Origin of the sequence: Pseudoalteromonas sp. T1lg65 (assembly GCF_051930985.1) — a bacterium.
Classification (GTDB): Bacteria; Pseudomonadota; Gammaproteobacteria; order Enterobacterales; family Alteromonadaceae; genus Pseudoalteromonas.
In genome coordinates, this window is sequence record NZ_CP196837.1 from 1,082,628 (window position 1) to 1,096,049 (window position 13,422).

The window sequence follows — 13,422 nt, forward strand, 5'->3', positions numbered from 1 at the left end:
TGAATAGTTTGTTAAGCTTGTCTAAAATAACATCAGGTAGAAAGTGAACCTCTAGACAAGCAAAACCCTAATCAAGTATAACAAGGACTATGTACGTGCGAAAAAAGCGTGTCCCCAAACTATTGAAAGTATGGGGTTATTATAAATGCTCACCCGAGCCATAAAGACGCAGAAAAAAGGTTTCATTTATGACTTTGATATGGATACCCTTGCTATCCTTACTGGGCAGTTTACTTTGTGCTTTTACGGGAAAACTTTCTCGTAACCAATCGACTGCATTAACCTTAATTGCGCCCGCAGTGGCACTTGCCATTGCCATTAGCCATGCTTCGGCGATCTTCTCTGGGGAAACAATTCGTTTCAGTTATGAGTGGATCCCCTTACTCGATATCAACTTAGCCTTTAGGCTTGATGGGTTAGCTCTGCTATTTGTCTTTATGATCCTAGGCATTGGCATGTTGATTATCTTCTATGCCCGTTATTACTTGAGTCAGAAAGACTCTATGCCACGACTTTATTCATATTTGATGCTATTTATGACCGCAATGCTTGGTATTGTGATGTCCAACAATGTGCTTCAACTCTGGTTATTTTGGGAGCTTACCAGCATTAGTTCGTTTTTGTTAATTAGCTATTGGTGGCATAAGTCAGAGGCGAGAAAAGGCGCCAAAATGGCGCTGGCGATAACTGGCGGTGGTGGTTTGGCATTGCTAGCAGGTTTAATGCTGATCGGTGATATTGTTGGCACCTATAACCTTGATGTCATTCTCGCCAGTCGTGAACTTATCCAAGAACACGCACTGTATGAAGTCGCACTGGTATTAGTGCTGTTAGGCGCTTTTACTAAATCAGCACAGTTTCCGTTCCACTTTTGGCTACCTCATGCCATGGCGGCACCAACGCCTGTTAGTGCTTACTTACACTCTGCGACCATGGTTAAAGCAGGGATATTCCTACTTGCTAGATTCTATCCGGCGCTTGCTGGTACTGAATTATGGTTCATTATGGTGGGGTTAACGGGCCTTGCTACCTTGCTTGTTGGCGCATACATTGCGCTGTTTAAACATGATTTAAAAGGTTTGTTGGCGTTTTCAACCGTAAGTCACTTGGGCTTAATCACCTTGTTACTTGGTCTTGATACCGAGTTGGCAACGGTTGCGGCCATCTTCCATATTATTAACCACGCGACGTTTAAGGCGTCTTTATTTATGGCTACGGGGATCATTGACCATGAAACGGGCACCCGTGACATGCGTAAATTAAATGGTATGTGGCGATTTATGCCTTACACCGCAACCCTTGCGATGGTTGCGGCTTCGGCGATGGCAGGGGTTCCACTGTTAAATGGTTTCTTGTCCAAAGAAATGTTCTTTGCAGAAACTCTACATCAGCAACTACTGGGTTCGATGTCTTGGTTGATCCCTGTCTTAGCCACCGTAGCCGGCGCTTTCTCAGTTGCCTACTCGGCACGGTTTATTCATGACGTGTTCTTTAATGGTGACCCGATTGATTTACCAAAAGAGCCGCACGAAGCACCGCGATATATGCGTTTCCCAATCGAAATTTTGGTTGCATTGTGTCTCGTGGTTGGTATGTTCCCGAACTTTATTGTCGATGGCATGTTGAAAGCCGCTTCGTCTGCAGTGCTTGGCGATGTAGCGCCAGTATTTCAAATCTCTATCTGGCACGGCCTAAATTTACCACTGTTAATGAGTGGCTTAGCGGTGAGTGGTGGTTTACTGATTTACACCCAGCGTAAGTTCTTATTCCAGTTTCAAGCATCGTTACCTCCACTCAATGCGAAAAAGACCTTTGAGCGCACTATGTATAGTGTGGTGAGTTGGAGTCGAACGCGTATTAATGCCATTGAAAACGGCTCTTTACAGCGTTATTTGATGCTGATGTTTTTAGTTGTGCTTCTGAGTGCAGGTTGGCCGCTATTTGAGATGTCTCAACTCGTTGGTAATAGTGAACCGACACCGATTGATGTGCACAATGCGATTGGTGCCGGGTTAATGATGATTGGCGCAATCGGCACCGTTATTTGGCATCGTACTCGTATGGTTGCTTTATTGATGATTTCAGTGGTTGGATTGATGGTCTCAGTAGCATTTACGCGTTTCTCCGCACCAGATTTGGCATTGACGCAGTTAACCGTTGAAGTGGTGACAATCATCTTGTTGATGTTGGCGCTGTTCTTTTTACCGCAGCGTACGCCAAAAGAGTCTAGTTCTATTCGAGTATTGAGAGACTTAGGTATTGCCTCCGCAATCGGTATTGTGATTGGCAGTGTGTGTTATGCGTTGATCACCCGTCCGTTAGAAAGTATTTCTGACTTCTTTATTGCTAACGCAAAAGTCGGTGGGGGAGGCACCAACGTGGTGAACGTTATCCTCGTTGACTTCCGTGGCTTTGATACCATGGGTGAAATTACCGTGTTAGGTATCGCGGCACTGGGTATTTATAAGTTACTGATTAACTTGCCATTATTTATGCCAGGCAGTGACAGCGAAGGTCGTCCATGGGCAAAAGAGCGTTATCCATTACTGCTTGCTAGTATCTCTCAAAGCCTGCTGCCGCTAGCGCTATTGGTATCGGTGTATATCTTCTTGCGTGGTCACAATCTACCAGGAGGAGGCTTTATTGCCGGTCTTATTACATCCATCGCCTTCATTCTTCAATACATTGCGCACGGTAGTCACTGGATAGCCGAACGTTTTGATGTGAATTATCGAAAGATTATCGCGTCAGGCATCGCTATCGCGCTTGCTACAGGTGTGGGAAGTTGGCTCTTTGGCAGACCCTTCCTCACTTCATGGTTTGAATATTTTGATCTGCCAATAGTGGGTAAGATTGAGCTGGCAAGTGCCATTGCATTTGATCTTGGCGTATACGTTACGGTAGTTGGCGCGACGCTGATGATTTTGGCGAGTCTAGGTAAAGTGACCGCCAATGCACCAAAAGAAGAGGTAAATATTTAATGGAAGTGCTTTATGCGTCATGCGTAGGCTTATTAGTAGCTTGCGGTGTTTTCTTAATTTTACGAGCTAGGACATTTCCTGTGGTGTTAGGGTTAACCATGCTGTCTTATGCCGTAAACCTGTTCTTATTCGCATCCGGTAGACTGACTTTAAATAAGGCCGCAGTGCTTGGCTATTCAGCGGATTACGCTGATCCATTACCCCAAGCTTTGGTATTAACGGCGATAGTAATTGGTTTTGCGATGACTGCATTTGTGGTGATTTTAGCTATCCGTGGGCGTGCGGACTTAGGTAACGACCACGTCAATGGCATTGTTCCTGATAAAACAAAAAAGGGTAAAGCATGATCCAGCATTTGATTTCTCTGCCCATACTCCTGCCTATGTTAGCAGGGGTGATTTTGTTGATGCCACCATGTGGTAAAAACTTAAAGATCAGACGCAAAGTCTCGGTGTTGATGGCACTGCTGACCTTAGTTGCTAGTTTGCTCACAATTTTTCAGGTCAAACAAGCGGGGATAGTGGTTTACGCCATAGGAAACTGGCAAGCCCCCTTTGGTATTGTTTTGGTTGCTGATCAGCTGTCTACTCTGTTAGTCAGTTTGACAGGTTTGTTAGGCTTTGCCTGTGCTTTATATTCCTGTGCTGGAGATGACGAAAAGGGCAGCTTTTTTCACCCATTGCTACATTTTTTGCTCATGGGCGTAAATGGGGCCTTTATGACTGGCGATGCATTTAACTTATTTGTGTTCTTTGAAGTGTTACTCATTGCATCGTATGCCTTGCTAATGCATGGCGGCGATAAACACAATACCCGTGCTTCATTGCAATATGTAATCATGAACTTGGTTGGTTCCGCGGTATTCTTGTTGGCGCTGGGCATTCTGTACGGTGTATTAGGCACCTTGAATATGGCGGATATGGCGCAGAAAATCATGTTCCTACAAGGCGATGACGTTTTCCTCGCTAAAATTGGTGGTCTGTTATTACTCGTCGTATTTGCTTTGAAAGGTGCATTACTGCCATTGCATCTTTGGTTACCTAATACTTACGCCACTGCAATGCCGGTTGTTGCTGCGCTATTTGCGATTATGACAAAAGTTGGTGTGTACTCCATGATGCGTGTTTACACTTTAATTTTTGGTGACCAAGCTGGCGAACTAAGCCATATGGCACAAGAGTGGTTGTGGTGGTTAGCTCTGGCAACCATTTTAATTGGTGGTTTAGGCGTATTAGCAAGTCAAGATCTGCGAAAGCTCTCAGCTAACTTGGTGATAGTTTCTGTCGGGACCTTGGTTGCGTTAGTTGCTGTACAAACAGTAAATAGTAGTGCTGCTGCTATCTATTATTTAGTTCATTCGACGGTCATAGCGGCTGCGTTGTTTTTATTGGCTGATTTGATTGGCAAGCAACGAGGTAAGGTGGCAGATCGTATTACCGCAGGTCGTCCTGTTGCCCAGCCTGTTTTGTTAGGTATAGGGTTTGCAATTGCTGCAATTGCAGTGATTGGCATGCCGCCGTTATCTGGTTTTGTCGGCAAAGTATGGATATTAAAGTCAACACTGGACAGCCCTCACTCACAATGGTTTTGGGCCGTATATCTACTAGTGAGTTTTGCTGTGCTAGTCAGTGTTTCTAAAGCGGGCAGCACGGTGTTTTGGCATCACACGGGTAAAGCTGAGTCAACCAGCGATGAGAGAGTACATCCGGCGCAAATTATTGCGGTACTTAGTCTTGTGCTGTGTGCACCGATGATGGTCATTTTTGCAGGTCAACTGACCGACTATGCTATGTCTGCTGCAACTTCCCTACATGACTTTTCAGACATGACAAGCAAGGTGCTAGGAGGGGCCGGACAATGAGATTAGAAGCGAGATTTAAGTGGTTGCCAACGCCTTTTAGAAGCCTGTTACTCTTTACGGTTTGGTTGCTGTTGAATAACAGTGTGTCTGCAGGACATTTAATTTTAGCTGCGTTATTGGCCATTATTATCCCATTGATCACCTATCGGTTTAGAACCAAGCAGCCATTGATCATTAAGCCATGGCGTGCATTTACTCATCTGTTATTGGTGTTGTATGACATTATTACTGCAAATATTGAAGTGGCGATAAAAATCCTAGGACCAACCAGAAAGTTAAGGCCAGGCTTTGTCAAAGTGCCTTTGGATATAGATCAAGCGATGCCAATCACGATTTTGGCAAGTACGGTGTCATTGACACCTGGAACGGTGAGTGCAGAAGTTTATCCGTGGCCAGAAACTGTCAAACAAGGTGAGCCTAAAGGGCGTAAGTACCTGTTAATCCATGTGTTGGATTTACAAGATGAGCAGGCGCTAATTGACACGGTCAAATCTCGTTATGAGCAGCCATTGAAGGAGATTTTTGAATGTTAGAAATCGTTATTTTAATCGTCTTTGCGATGATTGGGATCTCATTACTGCTTAACCTATGGCGCTTAGTGATGGGGCCTTCAATACCTGACCGTATTTTGGCGTTGGACACCATGTACATTAACACCATTGCTCTGATCATTTTATATGGTATGAGTATGGGCACTGCATTGTACTTTGAAGCGGCATTGCTTATCGCTATGTTGGGTTTTGTCAGTACGGTTGCAGTTTGTAAATACTTGCTACGCGGCGACATAATAGAGTAAGGGGCTGGCTATGTCTGAATGGATCATTTCAATATTGCTACTGATAGGTGGCTCGTTTGTTCTTGTCGGCTCTATTGGTTTAGTAAAAATGCCGGATTTTTTTATGCGCCTACATGGGCCAACTAAGGCCACGACGTTGGGAATGGCGTGCTTGCTGACTTCAGCAATGGTGTTTTATAGCTTTTCTGGTGAGGGAGTGAGCGTAAAAGAAATTTTGATTTCCATATTTCTTATTCTCACAGCCCCCATATCTGGCTATATGCTGATTAAGTCGGCTATTCATCATCGGCTTGAAAGCAACGAAAAAACTACTGGGAAGGATAAAATTGAAAAGTAGTGCTGAAAAGCACTATTTTTTTGCATAAATTCTAACAATTTCTTTTTGTTATCCGATAACATATTTAAAGTAGAGTGATTGCACAATTTTATACAGACGATGACTGTGTTTATTGCGCTTCGTGAAGTAAAAAGAAAGGAAGTAGTATGGAGCAACTCTCAATAAAAAATAAGTTACTGATTTTTGTGACTGCCTTGGTCGCGGTACTGATCGTCACTTTGGTCTCAACCATGTGGGTGATTTTACTTGAAGAAAATGACAAGCAAAGTGAGCAAGTCCAACAAGTTATTTATAAAGAAATTGCTGATGGTCTAGTTGCACAAGGTCAGCAATATGGGCAACAAGTCAGTGGCTTTATTAACGAAGCGTATCGCGTCCCTAACACTATCGCTGGTGCGGTTAGCTATACCGCTAAACAAGCGCCATTTAGTCGCCAACAGGTGACAGATATGATCACCGGTGCGCTGCGCCAAAATACCTTTGTCTCTTCTATGTATGCGCAATTTGAGAAAAATGGCTACGATGGCAAAGATGCTGAATATGTCAGTGGTTATCAGCACTCGGTGGATAGAGCTGGCACCCTAGAGATTTACTTTACCCGGGATGGTGACGTGCTGACTCAGCACAAGGTTGAAACTGCAGAAGAAAAATACGCAACGGCGTTAAACGAGTTTGGCTTACGAGAAGCCGAGTGGTATCTCTGCGCCAAAGACAAGCGTAAACCTTGTATTATGGAGCCGTATCTTTACGAAATCTCACCAGGCAATAAGATGTTAATGACCTCGTTGACGGTACCGGTGCTTGTGGATCAGCAGTTTAGAGGCCTAGTGGGTGTTGACGTAAACCTGCCTATTTTCCAAACCTTGGTAGATGAACTTTCTCAGTCACTATACTCAGGTTCGGCTAAGGTCACATTGCTTAGTGAGCTGGGCTTGGTCGTTGGTTCAAGCCATTATAAAAAACTCGCGCGACCACTTAACGAGTCAATTGACGAGAAAAAAGCGAAACAACTCGCTGCGCTACACAAAGGCGAAGGTATTATTGAACTTGGAACTGACATTGTGGTGTCTGTCCCTATCAAGATTAAACTGGCTAATACCACTTGGTCTTTAGTTATTGAGTTACCAAAAGCCGCAGCACTAGCCGCAGCGTCTGAAATCAAACAACAGCTTGAAGAGTCAACGAATGCCGTTGGTAGCTGGATGCTAATGGTCGGTTTTGCTGTCGCAGCCGTGGCGATTTTACTGGCGGTACTGCTTATTCGCACCATTATTGGACCGTTATCGCATATTCAGCAACGCGTAGAAAGTCTCGCTTCAAGCGAAGGGGATTTAACCCACCAATTAGAAGTTAGCAATCATGCTGAGCTAATTGCACTAGCAAAAGGCTTTAACCGCTTTACCGATAAGTTAAGGGCCATGATTGATGACTTGAAAGCACTGGCTAATGCCTCTTACGAGCAATCTCATAAAACGACAGAAGCGGCGATTAATATCAAGAACAAGGTCGCAAATCAGCATCTTGAAATCGACAGTGTGGTTACCGCGATTAATGAACTGAGCGCCACAGCCGCGGAAGTTGCTAGCGCTTCTGAAAAAGCAGCCGCGAGTACTAACCATGCGACTGAGCAAGTGCAGCAAAGTGAAGAAAGCATCATAAAAACCACAAAAACGGTGCAAGCCATGGCAGAGCAGGTTTCTCGAGCCAAAGAAGCTGTAGAACAAGTGTCGTATCGAACCGACGACATTTCTAAGATCTTGGATGTGATCAGAGCGATAGCAGAGCAAACTAACTTGTTGGCATTGAACGCGGCAATTGAGGCGGCTCGGGCGGGAGAGCAAGGTCGAGGCTTCGCGGTAGTTGCTGATGAGGTAAGAACACTTGCTTCAAAAACCCAAGCTTCTACTGATGATATCAGCCAATTAATTAATAATTTACAGTCAGAAGTGGTGCGCTCGGGCGAAACCATCGAGCATTCGGTATCGTTAGGGGCTGATGCGGTTGAGTACTGTCAGCACTCTTCAGATCTAATGAGCGAATTAGTTTCGGGACTGATGAGCATTTCTAATGAAGTGACACAAATCGCTACGGCTGCCGAGGAGCAGAGCGTGGTGACTGAAGAAATAAGTAGCAACACAACCGGGATTTCAGATGCTGCTGCGCAATTATCTGAATACGCCGATGAAGTAGAAAAAGCGGCAAGCGCATTGACCGAAATAGTTGAGCAAAAGCACAAGCAACTGAGTCTATTAAAAACCTAATACGAAAGCACGATTGGCTCAACTGGGTGAGGTTTTGCTCAAATATGGGATGGCGAGCGGGTGTGCAAATGGGCACTTGTTCGTCATCAAATCACTATCGCGTTAGTTTTGTATACAAGGAAAGAAAACATGAAAGTCCCTTCACAGTCTTTACTCAGCTGCAAAATAGATACAGCTTATTTTTATGATAGTTATGCCAAAAATATCGACAATAACGGCCAATCAGCCATGGCAATTTATATGCAAATTGCGAAAGGGACACCAGCTTGGGTGAACGCCTTAATGAAATTGCGAAATCAAATAGCGTCTAAGTTAGGGCTGAAACACTTGGGCACGATGGGCGACTTTGATAGTAGTAAAGCACCAGAGGCTTACCTCCCGGGTGACAAGATAGGCATATTCCATGTGGTGAGTAATCAACCCAATGAAGTTGTGTTGGAAGACAGAGACAAACATTTGGATGTCCGTTTATCGTTTTTAATAGAACCGTGTGATGAACAACTCACCTTACATGCAACAACGGTGGTACACGTTAAAAACACCTTAGGTAAAATCTATATGTTTTTTGTCGCCCCAGTACACCGCATTATCGTACCGAGATCGCTGAAAGGGCTTTGAGTTAAAAAGTGGCTAAATTTTGGTTTTTGCCGTGGTATGAGAAGGATGAAAGTCACTTTTAAATGACATGACTTTGGTTAAAGTTGCAGAACAAGGAATAACCACTTTGAGCGAAAATCAACCACTTAAATCAAAGATAGAGACACAAACACTGCCCAAGCTGGGAAGGCTTATTCAAGGTGGAAGTACCTACGATAGAGATCTATCTTATCCCACGGCCCCCAAGACTGGAAAGAAATCAGCTTCTTAAATCTGTAAAGCCCCCACGTGGGGCTTTTATCTAAGAATATTGATTACTACTTGTTGCAACAGGTACTAATTTAAGTGGCTGTGATCTTATAGCTGCTCATCACTATCGACATACCTCTTTACAATTACGCAATTTATTCAACATGACCAATACGTTAACCTTACGCCCTCGATTTGAGCTGAACTTAAGGATGGTCTTGCACCGGATAAAAACACTATCGATTTTGGCCGCTATTTTTCCACTGTTTGTTTTAACGGCCTGTAGTAGTGATGAAAAGCTAGATTTTGACACATTTGTGGAACAGAAACTGACTGACTTACGCGAAGAAGAAGGTGCTGAAGTTGTTTCCATTGCGATTGTCGGCGGCGAGCGTACTTACCAAAAGCACATTGGACAATTGCCTAATGGCGCAAAACCCAATAATGATACGGTCTATGAAATAGCCTCTATAACAAAAACCTATATAGGATTACTCCTAGCAAAGGCCATCGCGGATAAAAAATTGAGTTTAGATGAAGATATTCGAGCGTATATAGGCAAGGATAACTATCAAAACCTACAATACGCGAACACGCCAATTACCTTGCGTCACTTAGCAACTCATCGCAGCGGGATACCAAAAGAATTTGCTTTTACTCAGCAAGATATACAAGACGGTAGGGCGCTAGAGTTATTGTCTAATTACTCCAAAGCAAAGCTTTTCGAAGACTTAAGCCAGTATAAACTGACTGAAAAACCAGGAGAGGATTTTCTTTACTCCAATGTTGGAACGAGACTAGTGGGGCATATTTTAGAGCAAACTTATGACCTGCCACTTGAGGCCTTAGTTGCGAAGTTTATTACCGAAAAGTCAGGGCAAAAAGACACACAGTTCCGCCATACTAGTGAACAAGCGAGCAGCATAGTAATAGGAAAAAACCAGCAGGGAGATCCTACGCCATTGCTTAGCTTGTACTCAAGTGCAGAAGGTGGCTTAACCTCAACCACCAGCTCGATATCGAACTATATGCGATATTTACTCAACTCATCAGCCACAGAAGTTACCTTGTCACACACGTTACTTGACGGCAGTGCTAGCAGCCACGGTTATGCATATTTTTGGTACACCTATGATTATGACTCGGACCAACCGATGCTTTATAACAGTGGTGGGTCGATAGGCACATCCAGCTGGTTATCGCTTTACCCAAAACAGAAAGTCGGGATTTTTATTGTCACCAATGTAGCGGCAGGCAATACGCAAGGAAAACTCAATGACATTGCCAATGAAATCTTTGATAAATACCTTGAAGCGACTCAATCAAAACAACAAACTATGTGATAGCTTATCGAGCTATTGGTTATGGATGTGCTAAATCAGTAGGGAAATAAAATGAAGTCGTCGTTCAAAATGTGTCTATTTGGATTGGTTTTAGTGGGTCTACTAGCTTGCTCAGACAGTTCACAGGATGCCGATCCGACTTTTATACCCAAGAATACTCTTAAAAGCTTTTCGAAAGAAAATAGTCCTGTGGTATTGGTGGATGAAGCACACCACAATTTTCTGACCGCCAGCGGAAGGTATAAACCATTTTCTCAAGTTTTAAAAAGTGACGGCTATACCGTAAGGTCAACTACAAGTTACTTGACCTTAGAACACCTAAAGAATGCCGATATTTTAGTGATTGCCAATGCTTTGGATAAAAACCGAAGCGACTGGAACCCGCCTTTTACCAATGCGTTCAACGATGAAGAAGTGTCAAATATCAAAAAGTGGCTTCATCAAGGTGGTTCACTATTTTTGGTAGCTGATCACACGCCATTTCCAAAAGTCATTGAAAACTTAACAAGTGAATTGGGCTTTGTATTTAGCAATGGACATGTTGGTCATGCCATGTTTCACACTGACAATAATACACTGGGCGCACATGAAATCACCTTACGAGAAAGTAAACCAACCAGTAGTTATTATGCTCCTACTTCGCTGGTTTCAATGACCGAAAACCAAAGCCAATTTTTAGGTATTACGCAAGTCAGATCATTTGGAGGTTCTGCTTTCAAACCGCCTAAAGAAGCGACATCACTACTTACACTGGGTCAAAGCGCGGTTTCTATTTTGCCGGAAGTACCTTTTGAAGTTACCGCAGATACGCCGAGAGTATCCGTGGCTAGCTGGAGTCAAGGAGCTGTAATGAGGCTAGGAAAAGGCCGAGTTGCAGTGTTTGCAGAAGGCATGATGTTTTCTTCGCAATTAGATACCAAAACAGGTAATAAAATTGGTTTGGTATCTGCGGGAGCCGAACAAAATGAAAGGTTCTTACTTAACGTAATGGCTTGGCTCGCACACGCAATTTAGTTGCGTTGCTACAGGTAGTATCAAACAATTATTTGATAAATGAGATGGATAAGGCCCAAAAAGAACTAATGGCAAAGACCAAAGTAGAAGCCCTAGTTACAGAAACTTACATAAATCTTGATAAAAAATAAAAATTTTATGGTTGTCCCTTAATGTGGGCAAATAAACAGTTAGTTTAATCTTAAGGATTGAAAATGAAGTTAAAACTGAATAAAGAGAAAATAAAAAGTTTACTAACAAACCACTTATTGATTCGGGTGTAACGCCTAAAATCTTTGGCGATGCTACCACAAATGGCATGGTAGAAGATAACCAACGATATACTTTTGGTGATCACCTGCTGTGTGATCTAGGTACAAGAGGTTGCTCTAAAGATCAGACCTATTTAGGATGCAATTCTGACGTGTATTGCCGACTTTAGCAGTAAACCCGATTTAGAATGAAGGTTGCAAAACGCAACCTTTTTAAATTTATATTCAATTGAATATAGGTAATTTTCAATTACTTCAAACCTTCTACTCACTAGCTAGTCATTTTCCAAGAAAGAATCAATAGCACCCACCACTATTTGTATTCATGCAGTGGTACAAATTTATGATGGGTGTTAGCGATGTACCCACCAAGTTTACGCATACTTGCCCAGAAATATAACGCCACAAGCATTGGGCTCGCGTTAACGCGAGCCCAATGTCTTTTTATGTGAATTATGCTGCCTCAGCTTCAATATGATCGGCACTTTCTATTTCTCTTTTTACCCGTATTGGATCGGCCATCCATTTAATGGCGACATCGCCTGCACCACGACCAGTAACGATTACTGTACCATAACCAAAAATGCGACCAAGAATGCCTTGCTTTATTATTATTGATTCAATGGCAGATAATCTCATTTCATCGGTCTTTCGAGCAATTATACCGTGCTTATAAATTACCCGCTTGTTTGTTACCCCTTGCTCTGTGTTACGCCAACCGAGCCATATCAAAATGGCAGGTATTAGCCAGATCCCCATTGTAATAAAACCAATAATGAAATGAATGGCTATTGCAACTCTTACCATCCAGTGGTGAGGGAATATCTGATAGATATACTCTCCTTTTGATAATGATTCTTCTATGTATGACATGGTTCCCTCCTTAGGGTTTGGTTAAAATTCACATAACATTTTAGTATTTATGCGACACGCAGTTTGTGTTGCATAATCACTTTTTGGGCTGAGCCGCTAACCGCTCGGTGTGTCAGATTTGGGGTTATTTATGCTATGGGAATTTGCTTTTTAGAGGCTCTAGCTCTACTAGCTAGTTTAATCAGCTTAGCTATATTACTACTTAAGCTTTCCCTGCATTGCTCAGCGCTTAATATGTCACCATTACACCTAAGTTTGGCTAGATAATCAAATATTTTTTACATGTACTAAGGATGCTAGTCTGAGCAAGTAAGCACGTTAACTGATTGATTTTTATCAAACTTTACTGCCGACTAGTTCGTTCTGCTATCGTTGTTGTTGCATCCAAGCATGTCCGCTTGTCAGGGAGTTTCTTTTCTTGTCAGTTTTAATAATGAAAGCACTAATATAATTATCGATATGGGTCTAGGAAAGACTTATACCGACTTTATTAGACCAGATTTAACAGCTCTAAAGCATCGTGGCTCTAGTATTGATTTGTTAGTGGTGATCCAGTCGATAACGATCATATCGAAACAAAGAATCAATGACACCCATCACTATTTACAATTATGCTGGGGTAATGAGCTTAAAAAAGGTGGTTTCACTACGCCTACACACCAACCCTAAGCTAGTCATTTTCAAAAAACTTCGCTATGATAACTGTATAAATACACAGTTTAAATTGTTATGAGACTTTATATCGCCGAAAAACCCTCCTTGGGTCGCGCCATTGCGGATGCCTTGCCAAAACCTCACAGTAAAACAGAATCTAAGACACCCACCGCTATGTTTATTCATGCTATGGCACTAATTTATG

General features: G+C 42.8%; 11 protein-coding genes and 1 pseudogene. 11 read left to right on the forward strand and 1 reads right to left on the reverse strand.

Features of this window, described 5'->3' with window-relative positions:
* Nucleotides 1–188: 188 nt before the first annotated feature.
* The 10 genes from ACSLBF_RS04660 (at nucleotide 189) to ACSLBF_RS04705 (ending at nucleotide 11,439) form a co-directional block, all read left to right on the forward strand.
* Nucleotides 189–2,981 (forward strand): monovalent cation/H+ antiporter subunit A, encoded by a 2,793-nt coding sequence (locus ACSLBF_RS04660; RefSeq protein WP_440055439.1) that lies wholly within the window; start codon nucleotides 189–191, stop codon nucleotides 2,979–2,981.
* Nucleotides 2,981–3,328, forward strand: a complete 348-nt coding sequence (locus ACSLBF_RS04665) for a Na+/H+ antiporter subunit C (RefSeq protein WP_440055440.1) — start codon at nucleotides 2,981–2,983, stop codon at nucleotides 3,326–3,328. Before ACSLBF_RS04660 ends, ACSLBF_RS04665 begins: the two co-directional genes overlap by 1 nt.
* The gene (locus tag ACSLBF_RS04670; protein WP_440055441.1) at nucleotides 3,325–4,842 is read left to right on the forward strand and encodes a monovalent cation/H+ antiporter subunit D; all 1,518 of its coding nucleotides are present in this window, start codon (nucleotides 3,325–3,327) and stop codon (nucleotides 4,840–4,842) included. The genes ACSLBF_RS04665 and ACSLBF_RS04670 overlap by 4 nt, the downstream gene beginning before the upstream one ends.
* Nucleotides 4,839–5,375 carry a Na+/H+ antiporter subunit E gene (locus ACSLBF_RS04675; RefSeq protein ID WP_440055442.1) on the forward strand — a complete coding sequence of 179 codons (537 nt, stop codon included), beginning with the start codon at nucleotides 4,839–4,841 and terminating at the stop codon, nucleotides 5,373–5,375. Before ACSLBF_RS04670 ends, ACSLBF_RS04675 begins: the two co-directional genes overlap by 4 nt.
* Nucleotides 5,369–5,638 carry a K+/H+ antiporter subunit F gene (locus tag ACSLBF_RS04680; RefSeq protein ID WP_440055443.1) on the forward strand — a complete coding sequence of 90 codons (270 nt, stop codon included), beginning with the start codon at nucleotides 5,369–5,371 and terminating at the stop codon, nucleotides 5,636–5,638. Before ACSLBF_RS04675 ends, ACSLBF_RS04680 begins: the two co-directional genes overlap by 7 nt.
* Before the next feature lie 10 nt (nucleotides 5,639–5,648).
* Entirely contained in the window at nucleotides 5,649–5,975 is a 327-nt protein-coding gene (locus tag ACSLBF_RS04685; protein ID WP_440055444.1) for a Na+/H+ antiporter subunit G, read from the forward strand.
* A 146-nt stretch (nucleotides 5,976–6,121) separates the two neighbouring features.
* A complete protein-coding gene (locus tag ACSLBF_RS04690) occupies nucleotides 6,122–8,236 on the forward strand; it encodes a methyl-accepting chemotaxis protein (RefSeq protein WP_440055445.1) in 2,115 nt (704 codons plus the stop codon).
* Between the two features lie 129 nt (nucleotides 8,237–8,365).
* Entirely contained in the window at nucleotides 8,366–8,854 is a 489-nt protein-coding gene (locus ACSLBF_RS04695; protein WP_440055446.1) for a DUF2867 domain-containing protein, read from the forward strand.
* 446 nt (nucleotides 8,855–9,300) lie between these two features.
* A complete protein-coding gene (locus ACSLBF_RS04700) occupies nucleotides 9,301–10,425 on the forward strand; it encodes a serine hydrolase domain-containing protein (RefSeq protein ID WP_440055447.1) in 1,125 nt (374 codons plus the stop codon).
* A 51-nt stretch (nucleotides 10,426–10,476) separates the two neighbouring features.
* Entirely contained in the window at nucleotides 10,477–11,439 is a 963-nt protein-coding gene (locus tag ACSLBF_RS04705; RefSeq protein ID WP_440055448.1) for a DUF4350 domain-containing protein, read from the forward strand.
* Between the two features lie 704 nt (nucleotides 11,440–12,143).
* Here ACSLBF_RS04705 and ACSLBF_RS04710 read toward each other — a convergent pair.
* Nucleotides 12,144–12,563: a PH domain-containing protein gene (locus ACSLBF_RS04710; protein WP_440055449.1), complete on the reverse strand. Its 420-nt coding sequence runs from the start codon at nucleotides 12,561–12,563 to the stop codon at nucleotides 12,144–12,146.
* A 729-nt stretch (nucleotides 12,564–13,292) separates the two neighbouring features.
* Here ACSLBF_RS04710 and ACSLBF_RS04715 point away from each other — a divergent pair.
* Nucleotides 13,293–13,367 (forward strand): annotated as a pseudogene (locus ACSLBF_RS04715) (toprim domain-containing protein); the annotation flags it as partial.
* Nucleotides 13,368–13,422: the final 55 nt, after the last annotated feature.